Genomic DNA, 18,968 nt, shown 5'->3' with positions numbered 1-18,968 from the left:
ACGCCGATAAATACGCAAGGGAAGGCCCGCGCCTCTCCCAGCGGAGCATCTCTAGCGCAGATTCCCCTGAATTAGTCCCGAAAACGCTGGATCGCGCGTCGATCACGACCTGTCGAGCTCGCCGATACGCCCATGCCTATCCAACAAGGCTCGCGCCATCACGACGGCGGCAAGCCCGGTGTGGCGATCCGCGCCACATAATCCTTCAGAGAAACCCCCATGGCGGAGAATAATTTCATATATCGCCCAGCAAGATCAGCACGATTCCGATCGAAAGCGTCATGGTCGAACCTAAATCGCCGATAGAAGTCGAGCTTGCCCATGTCGTGGCGCAATAGGCCGGGATCGATCGTCGGACATTGAATGGTATTTGCCAGCTCCGACATACGGCCGTCCTGGCAAACGACCATCGCGGGAACGCCTGCCTGCAGCGCCAGAAAATTACCATGCAGACGCGCGCCAACCGAGAAATCATGCTGTTGCGCGAATGAAATCCATTCCTCAAAATCGAAAAAAGCACGCATGTTATACTCAGCGAAATCAAGCATTTCGTCGAACGAAATATTGGGGCAATAATAGTTTCGTATTCTTTTCATGCCACCGAATGTAAGCTCGTCACTTATACCAGACGCGAGAGCTAGAACTATGTCCGGGGCTTGGCAAATATAGGGCGCCCGAAACTTTCTGGCCAGGCTGAACAAGGCGCGTTCTTGCGGCATGGAATGCGCGCTCATCTCACCCTGGCAGAATAGGAATTTCTCTCCACCTTCCACATATTTGTGGTGAATCCTGCGGCCGAGGAACGGATCTTCGTTTATGAAGAGCGAGGGGCAGCCGATCACGGTCACATTGTGTATGCCATAGCGCGCCAGAACGTCCCGGCTGCGTTCACCGCGCACTCCTATTTCCGCCGTCCGTTCCGAGACCACCGAGAGCCATCGCTGGGTGCCCGGTGTCAGCTCGACATCATCCGATGCGGAGTGGGATTGCGTGCCCAGGCCCGCCACGATTAACGGCAGATTCGCTCGTTCGAACCTGTCCGCCATGAATCCGAGGTCCACGCCAGCGGCCAACTGGTTCGCAGCCGGGAAAAGAAGAAGATCGAAGCGCTCGTGAACATCCTCGGGGATAAAATCCCAGGGGAGAAATTCCATCTCATCGCTGATGGTCTTTGCGATCCCGCCCCAGAAAGCCAGATTGCCGGTATTATAGCCGACCCGATCGTAGAGTTCACGAAGCGAAAATTTTTGCCAATCCGCGATCTTTCCGGCGCCGCCCGTCGAAATAATGCCTATTTTCAATTTCTTACCTCGCAAAGTGCGGCTGCCAGCTGCTTTCAGAATACCTTGCCGTTTATCACCACCTCACCGGAAATCACGATTCGACCTTCGCCGTCTATGTGGATCAACGTCTTCTCTCCCGCGCTGTCGAGAATGCGTAGTCCCGCCTTTCCGCATCGGATCGTGAGGCAGCTATCTTCCTGGGCCACAGCGCTTTGTGCCTCCGCATAGACTTCGCCGCCTTTCCCGCCGTTGAAGACAATACCGGTGCCCGACCCGACCGTGCGAAATTGCGCAGCCCCCTCCCGGAAAACCGCACCTCGAAAATCCAGCCCGATGCGGGCCCGATCGAAATCGGCAACGACCAGACGGCCATAATCCGGATGAATACTGTTCTGGAAATAGACGCCTGTCTCGAACTGACCGCGACGCCGCGACTCCTCGCAATCGAAGTTTTCGCAGATCACGGAAACGGCGTGTGAATTGGGATTGCCAAACCCTACGATCGTAATGCCGTGCTTTGCCTTGTTCCCCATGACGCCCGGCTTGCCGCCATTGATGACATCAACCTCCAGGCCGGTCAGCTGGCAGTCGAAATCTTCGCGGGAAACGGAATGGTTGAGACCGGGAGGCAGGGCTTCCTCGAATTTGCTGCCCGGCGTTCCGGTATAACGGACATAGGAAGACCTAGCCGATACAAAACCACCCCAAGCCGCCGAATCATTCGCGATCGCCGATGCATCCCCCCAGAATGCGATGCCATTGGTATGGGGCGCGAAATTCCATACTTCGGACATCACATTCTGATAATGGTTGTGGGTGTCGTGATAATTTTCCGGCGTCTGCTGCGACAGATCCACGACATTCGCCGGCCTGCCTTCCCAATCCGTCCACTGATCGTCCGGATTTATAATATCCGAAAAGAATACATTCCCCCTAAGTCTGGTTTTCAGACCAAAATACTGCGGCCATATCCCATATTTCCGAATATGATTATCATGGACGAAGCCGATTTTCGTTTCATTTTCGGACATATGTCTAACTTCTCATAAGATTGCAGCATTAAGGGAAGCCGAGCTTCCAGGCCTTAATCCATTCCAGCCATCCTGGCCTGCGCCGCGCACCACGCACGAACGGCAGGGCGATCATCCGGCCCGGCTATGAAGGGCGGATCGGTATAGGAAGGTTCGGGGACGGCCAAGTCTCCCAGACTACCCCCGTTCAGCACATATTCGAGCGCGTTGACGGCGCCGTCCATTTCCCAGGCAAGGGTCCTGCCCTTGGCCGTCGCGATACACGACCTGCGTCGAGCATCGCATTCATTTCGGTCGTCGAGCAGATGGAGCATCGCCGCCGCCAGCGACGCGGCGCTCTGATAGGCAAGCAGGCTTGTCCCGCTGTCGTAATCGAACAAATTATTGTATCGATATACGTCAACCGGCACGCAGCCGGCGGCCATCATTTCGTAAGGGATGCGCGATGGGTTGGTCAGGCTGATGCAAAGGCCGATCCTGGCCGAATTATAGAGTCGATTGAGCTGCGCCAGATCATCGACCAACCCAAGATGGACATTCTGGAATGGAGCCGCCGGGCGTTCGGCCGAGCCATAGAAGACAATCTCCGTCTGCGGACGCCGAGCCTTGACGATGGTCAGCGCTTCTAGGCAGTGCTCCGGCAAGCGGCGCCATTTTTCGGGCTGGAACAACACGGCAATCCGATCGGTCCGCTCGACATCATCGAGCGGACGATAAATTCGAGGGTCTATGCCCAGCCCGCTGCCCATGGCACCCGAGCCGAACTGCGTGCGCAGCACATGCGGCAACCAGCGCCCGACGCAAAGGTGGGAATGCCCCTCCGCGAATGAATTCTCGCCGCGGATGTAACCGTCACTCACCGGATTGAAGGCTGCTTCAAAATCCTGGACAAAGTAGAACTTCTTCACCCTGTCGGAAAAGGATTTCGATATGTAGCTGGACGAATAATTGACTGTCGCGACAGCAGCCTCCGGGATAATTCCCGAAAACCACTGTTCGTGCATCCGTATCGGATGGCCGGCCAGCTCCTGCTCAATATAGGCGTATTGAGAACCCCGTCGCTCGGAAAACAGGTCCACATTGAAACCGGCGACGTCAAGCGCCTTGGCAAAGTTGTAGATCGTGCGATGACCGCCGGATCCGCGGATCGGTTCCGGAGCAAAGATCGACACCCGATAACCAAGACTGCGGATCAACGCCGGCGCCTTGACAATTCCCTGCAGACGAGGAGCGCTGAGCTTCTGATCTACCGATAGATTTGATAAAAGCTTTCGTCCCGGCCCGCCATATAACCAGGTTTGATACCAGCGCCGCTGATCGAGTTCATTGCGAACTGCGGAATTGAAAGCTGCGCCCGCAAGACTTTCAAGCTCCCCGTCATCATCGGACCGCATATCCTGGATTTCGCCGACTCCGAAAGTCTCGTTATGCTCGAGTTCCAGGAAGATCGACGAGATCTCCTCATCCGGCCGCTCCGTATATCTGCGGACTGCCCGGCGCGCGACCTCGCGCCACGATCCGGCGCTGAGCGACGTGCCGCGCAGCACTGGCAACAGATCCTTGATAGCGCTCAAGATCCTGGCCTGCATCGGCAGGATCCGCTGTTCCATCAGCGCTTCCTCGCTAGCGATCGTCTGCCGCTGCGCCCGCCCGCCGGCATAGCCCGTAACCGATCCGCCCGGCCCATTCGAAATGAATTCGAGCGCGGCAAAATCACCGACGTGAAACTGATCATCCGGCGTCTTGTTGAGATCGAGCAGAAATCCATGCTTGGCGGCATTGGCCGGCTGCTCGGCCAGATACCGGTAAAGCGCCATATAGGCACCATCCAGCCGACCATTCACGATAAATGCGAGATTGTCCTGAATGGAACCTCGCCACCCGATGTCCACCATGAAGCGATTCTTGGCCGCACCGGGATCGAAACCAATGCCCTGGAGATATTCCCACAATGCGGCGCGCTGCTGCGCGATGGCGGCCTTGAGCCAATCGACAAAGACCCCGTCCGCGAACAGCGCAATGACCCGCTCATTCTTCCACGGATAAACTATCTTCTCTTCAAAACTGATGCCGGCGGCCGTGCAGAAATCGCTCATCCGATCTTCATCAAGATTGAGAGTCCGAGCGAAAGCCTGCATCGATTGTATCGAATAAAGCGACCACAGACGCATCATCTCCTGAATGGAGGCACTCCGCAGAGATGCGGCGAATGTAGCCCGCCGACTGACCTCCAGCATTCGGAAAGCCGGATACGAATCAGACCGCAAGATATCGCCATGCGCCAGAAGTTCGCATACCTCTTTGAAGAACAATCCCTCTCGCGTTGCGAAATAGATCGTATCTGCGCCTGCCTCTTGCGCCCTTTCCAGAATGAAACGCCCGAATCCGGCAAAAATGGACGCCAGCAATCCCACGCTCGAAATATCGCTCAATGGATCGAAGGCGGATAATTCCTGGCGAAGTTGTGCCGCAAGCGCCCGTTCCTCTTCTTCGACATCACGAAGCTTTAGAATTTGGGGCTCAAACGACGAACCATCTCCCGACAGCACCGCCTCAAACTCGCGCTGGAAGCAGATTTTGCGCTGCATCTCCAAATCGTCGACGAAATGATATGCGTCCACACCGCGGCCGATGGGCACTTCGTAATCTGCATGCCTGTTGTCGCCGATGTGCAACCAATCGCCGACATCACAGCCTTCGGCTTCGCAGACGTGATCCAATAAATCTCCGGCTCGCTTGGTCTTTAACAAGTCGCTGGAGACATAGACGCCCTGAAAATATCGATCCAGACCGTGATGATCCAGAATCTTACTTAGCTGCCGACCCGACAGATAAAAATCCGATATAGCCACGATTCTTTTGTCACCGAGTGACTCCAGCAGGGCGATCGCCGTGGGATCCACCCAAGTGACTTCCATCTCCCGAGCCAATTCGGCTTCGGCAACTTCCCGGATGATGGCATCTACTTTTTCCGTGGCAGGCACGCCAGCCAAGGCTATCCAATCCCACATCATGGTTTCGTGGCGATATTCGTAATGCTCGTCCGCAACACGATATTCAGCCAGCTGACGTAGACGATAAAGATCCGCAACGCTCAATTCGTGGGACGGCGCATATTGCCGCATAACGTTCTGCAGGACTGCTGCGGCATGGAACTTGACCATGTCGGGATCGCAGACACGCCGCAAAAGAGTGTCCCAGATATCGAAACTTATGAGCTTCTTCTGGCGGCTCCGGTTAAGAATCGCATCAAGATGAAAGCGATCCGCCTCCATTCGCCTGGGCGGGAGTGAAACGCCGCCACTTGGTGTCGAACCTCCGACCGCCCTCGCTTGGAAAGGAAAGGCATAATGGCCGCCGGCCTCGTCCCAATGGTAATCTGGGGACGCCTTACGCAAGATCGTCAGCTGTTCGCCATTCAAGCCCAGGTCACAACGCCCGCCCTCTCCGCCGGCGACAAAGTGGGCGAACGCCGCACGAAGCGAACCCACCGCCGGATTCGCCCTGAGATAGGATTTTGCGCAGAAAAACGGTGCCGGCTGACGCCCCGTCAATATATGATCCCACAGAGGATCGGCGAAGCGCAACCCGTGGCGGCGGGCATACCACGCCGCATCGAAAAAAGGATTGGCCCGATTTCCGCGGCGCGCGCCGTGGACGGCATAATGCTCCTCGGGGGATAGACCGTTCAACTGATGCTGATAGAACGCCGTATAATAAACCGGATCGATCAGACTGCGGTAGGCTTCCGCCTCCTGCGATCCAATCGCCAACACATCGAAGTTCAGAAATGCCCCGGCGCTTTCCCAGTCAAAATCGGGAAACGCCTCTTTCCTTTCGGCGAGTTCGTAGAGCGCAAAGCCCGGCGCGTATCCCTGACGGACGCCAACCGTCAGGAAGTGATGCAAGGGCTCATCCCCGCTCAGGGCGACGTGCGGATAAAGACGGAGATAACCCGCCGCATCGAAGGCGGGCGACGTGAAGCCCGGCGTGTCACCTTGCTCGACAAAATGGGCAAGCGGCTCCTCGTCCGGCCCTAGACCGTGGGCTTCGGCATAATGGACGGGGCAGAACAAAGGATTGGGCATGAAACCCGCTTTCCAGCCCTCTTCGCGATAGTGCCGGAAAGCATCAGCGTCGACTCCATGGCGCCGCAGGTAGAATGCAGCATCGAAATAGATTTCGCGCGGATCATCATCCTTCGGACCGTCGCTTGTTTTTCGCCCGCGAAATGCAGCAGCCAGAACTTCCACACGCGGCATGCTCATCCCCTCCCCCGCGTCGTCCGCTGGCGCCCTTCGGTCCGCCCGTGGGAGAGATAATGCATATATCCCGACATTTGCTTGCCTCCCGCCACGGCTCCCCCAACATCGGGATACAGCGCGAGATAGGCCGCCTCATCGAAGTCATAAGGCGTGGAAACGGATCTTCCCCGCGAACGCAGATAATGCAAGGCTTTCAGAAGCGGCGCCCAATCCTGATCGGAGGGATCAACCGGCGCGCAACGCTTTCCGAAAATGACATATTTAGGGCGCAACCCCACGAGAAGGCGATTCACCTCGCCAGCAGCCCATAGATAGTCGAATTCATCTACGTTCCGCGCCGATATTCCAACCCTGTCAGTGGAGCTGGCATCGTATCGCTGCATCTTCGCCAGCAAATCCTGAAGAGCATTATTGCCGCCGCCTTTTCCAAGAGAAGCCCCGGCGTTTATGCAAAACTCTTCTACGATGGATTTTTGCCGCGATACGTTGCTCGCCATCGTTGAAAGGCGACCCTCGAGCGTGCGGATTTCAGCTTGGCAGTCATCGATGATCGAACCCAGAATAGCGATGAGCGCGGTTTGGGTCTGATCCTTCCCGACCCGGCGCAGGAATCGATTCCGAACAATCGCCGCATATTCACGATGCAACGGTTTTTCCGAAATAACCGAATTCGCATAGGCGCCTGCGGGAAGCCCCCCGGTATCCCGATGGTGATATCCCGCGAGAGCCTCCGGCAATACGCCAATGTCGGCGTTCAGCAGAAAATTGAGATTGAAAGCCCAATCCCCCAGCACAGGAAGATCTTCATCGTATCCGCCAATGCTTTCCCATATCGAACGACGGAATAGAAATGCGATGGGGGGAAACTGATTGTGGCGCAGCATGACTGCAAGCTCGATTTGCCGAGGCAGCGGCATGGCGGAATGCCGCGCATGTTCGACGATACGCCCCGCCCGTAATTCTTCCGAGACATGGAGCGCCTCCACGGCGACGCCGCCATAACGAAACGATTCGGGCCGCTCGAGAAACGCTACCGTCTTCTGGAGGAAATCCGGCTCCCAACTGTCATCGTCGTCGTGAATGACGATATATTCGGACCCACATGCACGGATGCCAGCATTGGAGGCCGCCTCCATACCCCGGCTGACGGGCTGCGAGATCAGAAGAACTTGCCCGGAAGGAAATCCCGCTTCCTCCACAACCTTTTCGACGGCCGATTCGTCACCGCCGTCATTGACGACGACCCAGATAAAATCCCTGAAAGTCTGTGCCGCGACACTTCGGGCCGCCCGTTCGAGCAAGAGAGGGCGGTTTCTGGTTCTGGTAATGACAGCAACCTTGGCCGCGCCCTTTGACCCTTCGGCCTCTTCGCCGTTAGCCACTTTTATCGTCATGTCATTCACAGGATTATTTTCACCGCCCAATTTCATCAGAAACTCGCCCCGCTTTCCGAATTCCGCTGCCGGCTGTCGCCGGCGGGCAATCCGGAATCATAGTCCATCCTCGTTCATATGCCGACCCTGCACCGTCTCGCCAATCCGTCTTCGCGCGCCCCCAATGTTCCAGGCGGACCAGAAGAGCATACTTCATTTCGAAGACGGAATAATTTTATTGAAATCATCCCGCCCATAAATCCGATCTGATAGCTCGGATGTATAACTACCCATATGGCAGCGCCCCTTATCGGACAAGATCAACAGATCTTCAACATCGGCAAATCACTTCAGTAATTTATATTCGCCAATATGTTGACGACAACCATGATATGCTGCCTCCACTCCGGGGGAGACCAGGATGCAATCCGGCTCAACTGAGCCTCGCGCCCGGCCGAATTTTCCTCCGAGAAATCGAGGATAGTCTCGATCCACGCCCTTCCATCGAGGGGATCAAGATAGTCCGGCACCGCACCTCCAACTTCCCGCAAGGCCGGCAGGTCGCTGCAGACCACGGGCACGCCCAGAGCCAGGGCTTCGGCCACCGGCATGCCGAAGCCTTCGGCGAAACTGGGCATCAGCAGGGCGCGCGCACCCTTCATGAGGACGCGGAGTTCCGAATCCGGCAGATCGCCATATTCTTCCACGCAATCGACGAGCGCGGGGCAGCGATCCAGCAGATCGACGATCTGTTCATTTTCCCAGCCGCGCCGTCCCACTATCATCAGCTTGGGGATATTATGCGCGCCGAACTGCTCGGACAGGCGCCGCCAGATATGCAGGAGCAGCAGGTGGTTCTTGCGGGGTTCGATCGTCCCCAGACAAAGAAAATATGGCTGCACGGCCGGTGCGGCGACCTCGCCCTGCCCATAAGGATCCAATCCGAGAAGCGCGACCTCCACCGGAATCGTGCGCCCTTCCTTCTCCAGATAGGGGAGGAAAGCCTGCCGGGTAGCGTCGGAATTGGCGATGACGGCAGCGGCATGGCGTGCCACCGTATCGATCCGCCGGCGATGCAGCGCCGCCCCGCCCGGTCGGGCATATTCCGGATATTCCATGGGAATGAGATCGTGCAGCAGGCAGACGAAGCGCGCCTGCTCCCTGTCGAGGATGTTCCGGAGCGCGCGTTCGTCATGCAGATGGTGCGGCGAGCTTTGCAACAGCACCCGCTTCCGTCCCAATGCGCCCCGGGGCAGGGGGCGGGGACGCATCCTCCACAAGGCCTTCAGCATCCACCGGGCCTTGAGCACGGGATGGCGCGACACCGCCTCCCCATGCCCGCTCCATCGCGCCTCCAGGTTGTCGAGAAAGTCGATCACCGCCGCGCGCGGGAGCCTGCCATAAGGCCCCAGCGGATGCAGCGCCGCGAAAGAAAGTTGTTCGGGAATGAGCCGGAGCAGCTCCCGCGCATAGGCCATCTCGACCCTGTCGATGCCTGTGGGAGTCGAATGATGGATGCGCGAGATCAGGCGGGATATGTCGAGCACGACCTCGACGTCCGCCAGCGGGGTGGCGTTATTTACAGGATCGCGGCGAACCACTCCGGTGGGCTGGCGCTGGGATGCGGACCGCTCCATCACCGTGGGGAAGAGCATCTTCATCTTCTTTGATTACCAAATACGCCCCCCCGGCGCATCTCTGGCGTTGCCAGGTCAACCTGCTTCAAGTGCCTCTCCGAGCCCAGCGGGCTTCAACCTCGATAACCGTAGACGCCACCCGCAACTCGGTTGGCATCATGAGCCGCTCGATGGTCGACTGAACGAGTATCCTTGTCGCCGATTGGCTCGCCAGGCCACCGCGAATGAGGCAGCGGGCCAGCAGCACGCGATGAAATGCATCGAACAGGCGGACATCGGGCTGCTTCGGCGCCGTCCAGAATTCGTCCAGCCGCCCCTGATGGGTCATGCCGGGAATGTCGTAGATGGCATCCCCCAGCACCATCACCGGCGTGCCGCACGCCAATGCCAGCGTGCCGGACGTGCTGTTGACGCAGATCATCCCGCGCGACGCGGAGGACAAGGCCTCCAGATCGCCGCCGTCGATATGGAAGATGCGGTCCTCGCAGCCGAACCGGCGGGCCGTCTTCCGCACGAAGGAGCACCAGTCGAAGAAGGTGGAATCCAGCGGATGCTCCTTCACCACCAGCCTCGCGCTGGCGGGAGCGTGGCGGCCGAAGCTTTCGATCACATATTCCGCCGCCGTCTTCATGTCGCCGAACGGCGAATGGGCGCGGATCTGGTAATCCGCCGTCAGTTGCAGCGGGAACAGGAAATAGTCGCTGCCCTTGATCGCGCGCAGCACCGCTTCCGCCTCGCGCGCGCGGCGCTTGGCCAGACGGAAGCGGTTGAGCCAGCCGAAGCCGTCCATGATGATCGAACCCGGCCGGTGCGGGCGGTAATAAGGAAAATGCAGCCGCCCGGTGACGATCCGATGATAATGCCAGTAGCTGTCGTGCGCGCGCCGGCCGAAGCTGGCCGTGATCGGCGGCAGCACCGGCACGGGAGGCAGGTTGCGCGCTTGGTCGAGAAACCATTGCGGATCGCGGGACAGCGTGGAGCGGCCGTTTACGCCGTCGGGTTCCAGCGTCATCCAGTCGGGCCGGATATAGCCTTCCTCCAGGACATGGATGGCGATGCCGCGCAGCTTCGCCATGCCGTGCGCCGCGATATGCATGGGGCGGCAATCACCGTAAAGCATCAGATCGGTGATGCCGTTTTCCCGCATGTAGCGATCGACGAAGATCGGCCATCGCGAGACGGGGCCGCGATAATCGACGCCTCCTTCCGACCAGTCGCGCTTGTCGCCGCCATTGAGGTTGATGCGGTGGACGGCACAGCCCCGCGCGCGCAGCTCCGCGCCCAGCATGGCGAAGAAGGGCCCCGGGGGACCCTGGAGGAAAAGAAAGGACCGTTGCGGGCGATCGATAAGCTTCACGCGATCCCGCCCCTCATGATCAAACGCATGAAATTCCCCTGTAGACGCCGGAAAGCAACCACCGCACCGTTCTGACGCCGAACCCCGGCGACAAGGCGCTCCACCAGGATCTCCGGCGGACATGGCAGCCGCGTCGCGGGATCGAGATAGCGCGGATACAGCAATAACACGGCCGCGATCAGCTCCAAGACGTTGCGACGGCGCGTCCGCCTCGGCGGAACCGGCCCGAGATCGGTGGTGAGCCCCCACCCCGCATAGAAAGGGACGCCATGGGCGACGACGGGCTTTCCGCGGACCAGCGCTTCGAACCCCGCAAGCGACGTCATCACATGGACGGCGTCCACCATGTCCAGCAATGCGGAGATCGGGGCGTCGCGCACCACCATATCGGCAAGCCGTTCCGCCTCGCCCTCGGGAATCCTGCCCTTCCGGTGCCCGGCCTCGACATCGGGGTGGGGCTTGTAAAGAATGAAGGCATCCGGTTCCATTTCGCGCGCGCGGCGAAGCAGGCCGAGATTGCCACCCACGCCGCCGCCGCCGGAAAGCACGGAGCGATCATCCTCCACCTGACCCGGCACCAGCACGTGGCGGCGGTCACCCCCGGGGCGATCCATGGCATCGCCGCCCACGTCATATTTGCTGAGGCCGGTTGCGCGGATCATCTGCCGCAGCCGGTCCGCGCGATCGAGCAGCTCCGCCGGAAAAGTCGCCGTTTCGAGCAACGTCTCAAGCTCGCTGGCCCGGGCGGGATCGAAGTGGACGCCCAGGCGATCGACCGTGATGGAGAGGGGGGGGACGCAATTGGCCCCGAGCCCGCTGGAGCGGATAAAGCCGTCCTCAACCTCCCTCACCGCAATTTCCTTTTCTGCAACCGCAGACAGGAACGCATCAGGGACCTTTGATTTCCATAATGCCAGAACGCTTCCCGTGGGCAGGCTGGAAAGGGCGGGCTCGCCGGGCGAAATGAACCGGACGGGATCGGTGCCGTTCCACAAGAGCGGCGCCACCGTCGCGCGTTTCCATCGCGCGAAACCGGCGGCGGCGGCGATGGGGCGATTGGCATCGATCAGCCGCCGCCAATATTCCAGCAGATCGATCGCCGCGGACAGCCCGATATCCTGGCCGGAGAAGGGATCGCGATAGCAGACTCCATCGACCAGGAAGCTGGCGACCCAGGCCGTCAGCTTATCCTCCCCGGCCTCCGCGAGACCGGCGAAAACGCCGTCTCCCCAGGTCCTGACCTGCCGGCCGCCGATCCGGGCGAGGAGGGCGAGAGGGTCGCCCGCGTCGAGCCATATCCTCTCGACCTGGTCGATCAATGCCCACGGATCGCAATTCCCATGGATGACCGGAAAGCCCCGCAATTCCGATCCAAGACGGAAAATCCGCCTCGGCAGCCAGAAAAGAAGCCGGTCCCGGCATCCCTCCGCGCGGGCGGCGGCGATCATTGCGCGCGCCTGAGCCGCGCTGGCGGGGCGGGCGACGATCGTCCGGGCGGCATCGATCGCCGGCCGGGCGGCCCAGAAGGTCCCGCCCACCCGCGCCTCGCGCAGAGCGGCCATGCAAGCCCCGATATCCTCCCCCCGTTCCGGGGCGGTCCGGGCGGGCACCATGAGCGCCGGCACGCGCGCGCCGGGGAATGGCGGGATGCGGAGCAGGGGCTCCCGCATCGCGCGCGGAGGATAAGCCCGCTCCATCATGTCATTGAAAGCCGCCGGTCGGATCGGCGCTCTAGGTGGGGCTGCGGCATGGCCGCGATATGTGGCGCCGGCCATCAGACCAGCCCCCGCGTGGCGAGCACGGCCTCGATCGGGGCCATGTCGGTGGGATTGTTGAGCTCGATCGCATCCCATTCGGGCGGATCACACCGGACCACCGCCACCGCGATTCCGCGATCGAGGAAGCGGAGCTGCTCCAGCCCTTCATGCTCCTCCGCCGGTGACGGCGGTGCGGCGCGATATCCCTCGAGCGCCTGCCTGCGATAGGCGTAGAGGCCGAGGTGCATCAGCACGGGCGGGTCGGCCTCGGCCGGGCTGCCCGGCTGGATGAAGGGAATCACCCGCTTCGAGAAATAGAGCGCGCGGCCCGCCTGGTCGACGACGACCGTCGTGCCCCCGCTCCGGCCCGCCGCCTGATCGGCCAGCAGATGCCGGTAGGCGGTGGGCGAGCAGCGCACCGCGACCGTGGCGACACCGCAAGCCGGGTCAGCCCGCATGTGGGCGATCAACGCCTCGACCAGCGCGGGCGGCGTCAACAGCGCATCGCCCTGGAAATTGACGATGATCTCCGCTGCATCGGGCAGATCGGGCAAGGCAGCCGCGACTCGTTCGGTGCCGTTGGCGCAGCTTTCGGGGGTCAGGATGACCGATGCCCCGAAGGCCCGGGCCGCCTCCGCGATGCGATCGTCATCAGTCGCGATATGGACAGACGCGGCGCCGGCCACCATGCCGGCCGCCTCGAAGCTGCGCTGAACCAGGGGCTTGGCGATTCCCGTCGCGCCGCGGATCCCGGCAAGGGGTTTGCCGGGATAACGGCTCGACTTGTAGCGCGCCGGAATAACGATCGCGACGTCCCGGGGCGGGCCCGACGGTGCCATGGCGCCTCAGGCGGCCGGAGCGAGATCGTGGATGTGGATGAGCCCGGCGGGCTTGCTGGGATTATCGCCATCCATGACGAAAACCACCGTGATCCGGTTCTCCGCCATGAGCTCGCGCGCCTCGGCCACCGTGGTCGTGCCCGACACCGTCTTGGGGGCGTGCGTCATGATCTCCTCCGCCGTTGCCAGCAACATGCGATCGAAAGAGCGCCGGAGGTCGCCATCGGTGATGATGCCGATCAGCCCGCCGGCATCGTCGACCACGCCGGCGACGCCCTTGCCGATCGACGTCATCTCGATCACCACGTCGCGCATGCTGGCCGAACGCTTGACGAGCGGCAGCGCGTCGGTTCGGCGAATGAGGCGGGAGACCGGCAGCGCCTGCCAGCCGATATTGCCGCCCGGATGCCAACGGATCAACTCGTCCCGCGAGATGCCGCGCATCTGCATCGCGGTGATGGCCAGGGCGTCGCCCAGCGCCAACATCATCGCCGTGGACGTCGTGGGCGCGATCTTTTCCGGGCAGGCTTCGGCTACCTTCGGCAGCAGGATGCCGATATCGGCCTGCAGCATCAGTTCCGACATCGGTTCCGATGCTACCGCGATCACCGGAACATCCAGCGCCAGGGCATAGGCCACCAGCGGCCGCAATTCCGGCGTGGAGCCCGAATTGGACAGGACCAGCAGCGTATCGCCGGGCTTCAGCGAGCCGAGATCGCCATGCGAGGCTTCGGCGGGATGGATGAAATAGGCGGCCGAACCGGTTGCCGACAAGGTCGCGGCGATCTTCCGGCAGATCAGGCCGGATTTGCCCATGCCCGCGACGATGATCCGCCCCTCGGTGGCGACGATGCGCGCAACCGCGGCATCAAAGGACTGATCCAATTGCGCCGCAAGACTGGCAAGCCCCGCCGCTTCCTGCTGAATGACCGACGCCCCCGTCGATCGTGCATCCAATCTGGGGTTGATCAGCATATCGACTGGATCGCCATCTATTCTTTTGTCACCATTTCACACTATATTGCGGCGCGGCATTAGCAAGTCGCCAAACCGAAGTCGAGCGACGAACGGTCCTTTATTGGGGTTATATACCCTTTAACTCGATCCTGGTTTCATTCGCCCCCTGGATTTCCACGGCTGGCCGATCCATTTTTCAAACCTGTCGCGCGCAAACCACATCCACCCCACCCGTCTTTCGGCGATGCCGGGAAGGGACAGGGGATCGAGCCCTTTCCAGGGCAGGAAGGGATTGCGGCGGCCATAGGCCCAGATTTCGATGCGGCACGAAGGGCGCGCCGCAAGGCCCCGCGCGTGGAAGCCGAAGGTGTCCGCCACGATCAGCGTGTTGGCCGGCACCGCAAAGCTCTGCGCCGGCGGCAGGCCGAGCGCCGCCACCTCATCCGGCGTGATCCGCAGCGATCCGCGCGCGGAAAGATGATCGATCCCGTGGGGGGCGGCCTCGCTCTTCGCCTTTTCCCAGGCCAGCCGCTCCGGGGTGATCCGGTGCGATCCCGGAACATAGCAGAACGGCCCTTCGTCCTCCGCCACGTCGGTAAGGAAATACCAAGCCTTCATCGTCGGGTGGAAAGTATCGGCATGAAGATGCGTCTGCGGATCGAGCGGCGCATCGGCGCGATGGGTGAGGATCGTCTGGATATAATGCACCGGCTCGCTGTCGAAACTGGCGACGTAGCGCGTCAGCCCCGACCAGAGGGGCGAGGCGAGCAGGGCACGGAGGGCGGGCACGGCACCGAGCAGTTCGGGATCGATCGCGATCCGGCGGGTGATGGTATCGCCCTGCAGCATCTCGCGCGCCGGCATCTCCACTGCGAACAGGCGATCGCGCAGCGCCTCGAACTCGGCCTCGGGCAGCACATTATCGACGCGGACGAAACCGTCGCGGGCAAAGGCCGCGCGGTGCTCCGGCGCGATGCGCGCCTCCATCCGCCGCCGCCGCCGCGCGGCCAGAGAGTGGGCGACCCGCACCCGCAGCGCGTGCAGCCCCCACCGGTTCAGCCGATGCGAACCGATGAGGGGGTTGTCCTTGAAGGATTTGGCGCCGGTGAAAAGCTGCGCCAGCCACCAGGGAAAGCCCGTTATCGCCTTGATGCGCGAGACCGGATGCGGCGCCCGCGGCATCGTGACGGTCGAAGGGCTAGATGGGCCGGGATGGGACTTCATGCGCGCAGTGGTAGGCCGGCATCGCCGGATTATCGAGTGGCAATCGAACGCTATCCCACCCGATACGGCACCACGTCCCGCACGTCGGGGTCGACCTCGATGGCGCGGTCGGAGGGGGGGAAGGCGCGCTGGTCGCAATCGGGGCGGGGGCAGAGGCGGCAGGATATGCCGATCGGCGTGGCGGCGGCGGCGCGCGCGGTGTCGAGGCCGTCAGCATAGATGAACTCGGCGGCGTGATCGGCCTCGCAGCCCAACGCCACGGCGTAGCGGCGGGGCGAGCGGGCATAGCTGCCCGACGGCTTCACCAGCCCCTTGGCCATCTGGACATAGCGCACGCCATCGGGCGTCTCGGCGAGCTGGACGAGGATGCGGTCCGGGATCGCCACCGCCTCGTGCACGATCCACAAGGGGCAGGCGCCGCCGAAACGGGCGAATTGCAGGCGGGTGGCGGAATGGCGCTTGGTGATGTTGCCGGCCATGTCCACCCGGCAGAAGAAGAAGGGGATGCCGCGCGCGCCAGCGCGCTGCAGGGTGGACAGCCGGTGGCAGGCCTGTTCGAAGCTGACGCCGAAGCGCTGGCACAGCCGGTCGATATCGTGGCGGAGCGCGCGCGCCGTCTCGCGGAAGCGGGCATAGGGCATCAGCAGCGCGCCGGCGGCATAATTGGCGAGGCCGACCGAAAGCAATGTCTTCGCCTCGCCGGTGCGGAGATCGGCCGCCCCGGCGACGGCGGCGATGGCATCGCGGAATTCGAGCAGGGCGAGCTGGTGGGCCAGCGCGAACCGCCGGGTTTCGGGCGGCAGGGCGCGGCCGAGGGTGAGGAGGCCGCGCGCGCGATCGAAGCGCCGCATCGCCGCCGCCTCATCGCCGGAGGACAGGACGTCGACGCCGTGGCGCTGCTTCAGGATATGGGCGATCAGCCCCTCGCCCAGCGGCTGGGCGTCCAGCTCCTGCGCCAGCGCCTCGGCCGCGCGATCGATGCTGTCGACATAATTGCCGGCGAGGTGGAACCAGTCGCGCACCTCCTCCCACGGCAGCCGCCCGCCCCGCGCAGTGCCCGCGCCGATCGCCTCGTCCGCCATCTGGAGCCGTTCCTCCGCACGGCGCCAGGCGGCGTGGAGGCGCAGGAAGCGATCGGCGAGGTCGGGCTGCTGTTCCACCGCGCGGTGAAGCGCATCGGGCGGGCCGAGATCGGCGAACAGCGGATCGGCCATCGCCTCGCGCATCGCCGCCTGGCGGGTGCCCGCGGCATCCGCCTGCTCCGTCCAGTCCAGCGGGAAGATGCGGGCCAGCGCATCGGCCACCGGCCGCGTCACCGGGCGGTCGTCATTTTCCAGCTGGGAGAGATAGCTCACCGAAATGCCGAGCCGTTCGGCCATCGCCGCCTGCCCCAGCCCGTGCCGCCGGCGGAGGCCGCGCAGCTCGCCCCCGGCGAACAGGCGCGCGCGGAGAGGCCGCCTTTCCGCTGCGTCCGCCATGCGCGCCCTCCTCCTCTTCCGCCGGCATTTGCAAAATCCGGCTTCGCAATTTCGCAAATTCACATTTGCCATGGCGCGCCAAGCTTGGAAAGGGAAGCCTCGAAAGCCCATTCGAACGAAGCGAGGAACGATGCTGGCGATTTTGCAGAAGCTCGAGGAGAAGCGCGCCGCCGCGCGGATGGGCGGCGGCCAGGCGCGGATCGACGCGCAGCACAAGAAGGGCCGGCTGACCGCGCGCGAACGGATCGAGGTGCTGCTGGACGAGGGGTCGTTCGAGGAAGTCGACACCTATGTCGAGCATAATTGCGTCGATTTCGGCATGGCCGACCAGAAGATCCCCGGCGACGGCGTCGTCACCGGATCGGGCACGATCAACGGCCGCCTCGTCTTCGTGTTCAGCCAGGATTTCACCGTGTTCGGCGGATCGCTTTCCGAACGGCACGCGCAGAAGATCTGCAAGATCATGGATATGGCGCTGAAGGTCGGCGCGCCGGTGATCGGCCTCAACGATTCGGGCGGCGCCCGCATCCAGGAAGGCGTCGCCTCGCTGGGCGGCTATGCCGAGGTGTTCCAGAGGAACGTGCTGGCTTCCGGCGTGGTGCCGCAGATCAGCGTCATCATGGGGCCGTGCGCGGGTGGCGCCGTCTATTCCCCGGCGATGACCGACTTCATCTTCATGGTGAAGGATTCGTCCTACATGTTCGTCACCGGGCCGGACGTGGTGAAGACCGTGACCAACGAGGTGGTGACGCAGGAGGAACTGGGCGGCGCCGTCACCCACACCGCCAAGTCGGGCGTCGCCGACGTCGCGTTCGAGAATGATATCGAGGCGCTGCTCGCCACCCGCGACTTCTTCGATTTCCTGCCGCTGTCCAATCGCGAGCATGTGCCGGTGCGGCCGAGCGACGACCCCTGGGACCGGATCGAGGAGAGCCTGGACACGCTGATCCCGGACAGCGCCAACAAGCCCTATGACATGAAGGAGCTGATCGCGAAGGTCGTCGACGAGGGCGACTTCTTCGAGGTCCAGCCCACCCATGCCGCCAATATCATCACCGGTTTCGGCCGGATCGAGGGGCGCACCGTGGGCATCGTCGCCAACCAGCCGATGGTGCTGGCGGGCTGCCTGGACATCAATTCCTCGAAGAAGGCCGGCCGCTTCGTCCGCTTCTGCGACGCCTTCGACATCCCGATCGTCACCTTCGTCGACGTGCCCGGCTTCCTGCCAGGCACCGCGCAGGAGCATAACGGCATCATCAAGCACGGCGCCAAGCTGCTGTTCGCTTATGCCGAGGCGACCGTGCCGAAGATCACCGTCATCACCCGCAAGGCCTATGGCGGCGCCTATGACGTCATGTCGTCCAAGCATCTGCGCGGCGATTATAATTATGCCTGGCCCACCGCCGAAATCGCGGTGATGGGCGCCAAGGGCGCGGTGGAGATCATCTTCCGCAAGGATATCGGCGAGCCCGAGAAGATCGCCCAGCGCACCAAGGAATATGAGGACCAGTTCGCCAACCCCTTCGTGGCGGCGAGCAAGGGCTTCATCGACGAGGTGATCATGCCGCATTCGACGCGGCGGCGGATCGCGCTGGGCCTCCGCAAGCTCCGCAACAAGAGCCTCGAAAATCCCTGGAAGAAGCACGACAATATTCCGCTGTGACGGCCGTCGAGCCGTCATCCTGACCAAAGTCGGGATGACGGGCGGCTCGACGACCGGCCATTCTCCCTGTCGCGGGAGATGCCAGCCTTCGCTGGCATGACGAT

At 62.0% G+C, this 18,968-nt stretch carries 12 protein-coding genes; 1 reads left to right on the top strand and 11 read right to left on the bottom strand.

What is annotated here, in order from left to right:
• Positions 1 to 158: 158 nt before the first annotated feature.
• The 11 genes from G432_RS11165 to G432_RS11115 all read right to left on the bottom strand — a co-directional run bounded on the left by G432_RS11165 (position 159) and on the right by G432_RS11115 (position 17,201).
• Positions 159 to 1,301: a polysaccharide pyruvyl transferase family protein gene (locus tag G432_RS11165; protein WP_015458929.1), complete on the bottom strand. Its 1,143-nt coding sequence runs from the start codon at positions 1,299 to 1,301 to the stop codon at positions 159 to 161.
• Positions 1,302 to 1,336: 35 nt separating this feature from the next.
• Positions 1,337 to 2,314 carry a hypothetical protein gene (locus tag G432_RS11160; protein ID WP_015458928.1) on the bottom strand — a complete coding sequence of 326 codons (978 nt, stop codon included), beginning with the start codon at positions 2,312 to 2,314 and terminating at the stop codon, positions 1,337 to 1,339.
• Positions 2,315 to 2,367: 53 nt separating this feature from the next.
• The gene (locus G432_RS22135) at positions 2,368 to 6,582 is read right to left on the bottom strand and encodes a rhamnosyltransferase WsaF family glycosyltransferase (protein ID WP_144062034.1); all 4,215 of its coding nucleotides are present in this window, start codon (positions 6,580 to 6,582) and stop codon (positions 2,368 to 2,370) included.
• Entirely contained in the window at positions 6,579 to 8,009 is a 1,431-nt protein-coding gene (locus G432_RS22130; RefSeq protein WP_084673650.1) for a glycosyltransferase family 2 protein, read from the bottom strand. The genes G432_RS22135 and G432_RS22130 overlap by 4 nt, the downstream gene beginning before the upstream one ends.
• Positions 8,010 to 8,302: 293 nt before the next feature.
• On the bottom strand, positions 8,303 to 9,589 hold the full coding sequence (locus G432_RS11145; RefSeq protein WP_015458925.1) for a glycosyltransferase family 4 protein: 1,287 nt from the start codon (positions 9,587 to 9,589) through the stop codon (positions 8,303 to 8,305).
• 85 nt (positions 9,590 to 9,674) lie between these two features.
• Complete coding sequence (locus G432_RS11140; protein ID WP_015458924.1) at positions 9,675 to 10,946, bottom strand: capsule biosynthesis protein; 1,272 nt, start codon at positions 10,944 to 10,946, stop codon at positions 9,675 to 9,677.
• Complete coding sequence (locus G432_RS11135) at positions 10,943 to 12,508, bottom strand: capsular polysaccharide export protein, LipB/KpsS family (RefSeq protein ID WP_236626765.1); 1,566 nt, start codon at positions 12,506 to 12,508, stop codon at positions 10,943 to 10,945. The genes G432_RS11140 and G432_RS11135 overlap by 4 nt, the downstream gene beginning before the upstream one ends.
• A gap of 212 nt (positions 12,509 to 12,720) precedes the next feature.
• Complete coding sequence (locus G432_RS11130; protein WP_015458922.1) at positions 12,721 to 13,542, bottom strand: 3-deoxy-manno-octulosonate cytidylyltransferase; 822 nt, start codon at positions 13,540 to 13,542, stop codon at positions 12,721 to 12,723.
• Positions 13,543 to 13,548: 6 nt separating this feature from the next.
• A complete protein-coding gene (locus tag G432_RS11125; RefSeq protein WP_236626764.1) occupies positions 13,549 to 14,427 on the bottom strand; it encodes a KpsF/GutQ family sugar-phosphate isomerase in 879 nt (292 codons plus the stop codon).
• A gap of 210 nt (positions 14,428 to 14,637) precedes the next feature.
• Positions 14,638 to 15,681, bottom strand: a complete 1,044-nt coding sequence (locus G432_RS11120) for a phytanoyl-CoA dioxygenase family protein (RefSeq protein WP_015458920.1) — start codon at positions 15,679 to 15,681, stop codon at positions 14,638 to 14,640.
• A 92-nt stretch (positions 15,682 to 15,773) separates the two neighbouring features.
• A complete protein-coding gene (locus G432_RS11115; RefSeq protein ID WP_015458919.1) occupies positions 15,774 to 17,201 on the bottom strand; it encodes a helix-turn-helix domain-containing protein in 1,428 nt (475 codons plus the stop codon).
• Positions 17,202 to 17,331: 130 nt separating this feature from the next.
• On the opposite strand from G432_RS11115, the gene G432_RS11110 reads away from it, so the two are divergent.
• Positions 17,332 to 18,864 (top strand): acyl-CoA carboxylase subunit beta, encoded by a 1,533-nt coding sequence (locus G432_RS11110; protein ID WP_015458918.1) that lies wholly within the window; start codon positions 17,332 to 17,334, stop codon positions 18,862 to 18,864.
• Positions 18,865 to 18,968: the final 104 nt, after the last annotated feature.

Origin of the sequence: Sphingomonas sp. MM-1 (assembly GCF_000347675.2) — a bacterium.
Lineage (GTDB): Bacteria > Pseudomonadota > Alphaproteobacteria > Sphingomonadales > Sphingomonadaceae > Sphingomonas_E > Sphingomonas_E fennica.
This window is presented reverse-complemented; position numbering and strand designations above follow the sequence as displayed.

What these genes read in the sequence shown, in the direction of transcription:
- G432_RS11160 (WP_015458928.1), bottom strand. Translation starts at nt 2,314, where the DNA reads ATGTCCGAAAATGAAACGAAAATCGGCTTCGTCCATGATAATCATATT.
- G432_RS22135 (WP_144062034.1), bottom strand. Translation starts at nt 6,582, where the DNA reads ATGAGCATGCCGCGTGTGGAAGTTCTGGCTGCTGCATTTCGCGGGCGA.
- G432_RS22130 (WP_084673650.1), bottom strand. Translation starts at nt 8,009, where the DNA reads ATGAAATTGGGCGGTGAAAATAATCCTGTGAATGACATGACGATAAAA.
- G432_RS11145 (WP_015458925.1), bottom strand. Translation starts at nt 9,589, where the DNA reads ATGGAGCGGTCCGCATCCCAGCGCCAGCCCACCGGAGTGGTTCGCCGC.
- G432_RS11135 (WP_236626765.1), bottom strand. Translation starts at nt 12,508, where the DNA reads ATGGCCGCTCTGCGCGAGGCGCGGGTGGGCGGGACCTTCTGGGCCGCC.
- G432_RS11130 (WP_015458922.1), bottom strand. Translation starts at nt 13,542, where the DNA reads ATGGCACCGTCGGGCCCGCCCCGGGACGTCGCGATCGTTATTCCGGCG.
- G432_RS11120 (WP_015458920.1), bottom strand. Translation starts at nt 15,681, where the DNA reads ATGCCGCGGGCGCCGCATCCGGTCTCGCGCATCAAGGCGATAACGGGC.
- G432_RS11115 (WP_015458919.1), bottom strand. Translation starts at nt 17,201, where the DNA reads ATGGCGGACGCAGCGGAAAGGCGGCCTCTCCGCGCGCGCCTGTTCGCC.
- G432_RS11110 (WP_015458918.1), top strand. Translation starts at nt 17,332, where the DNA reads ATGCTGGCGATTTTGCAGAAGCTCGAGGAGAAGCGCGCCGCCGCGCGG.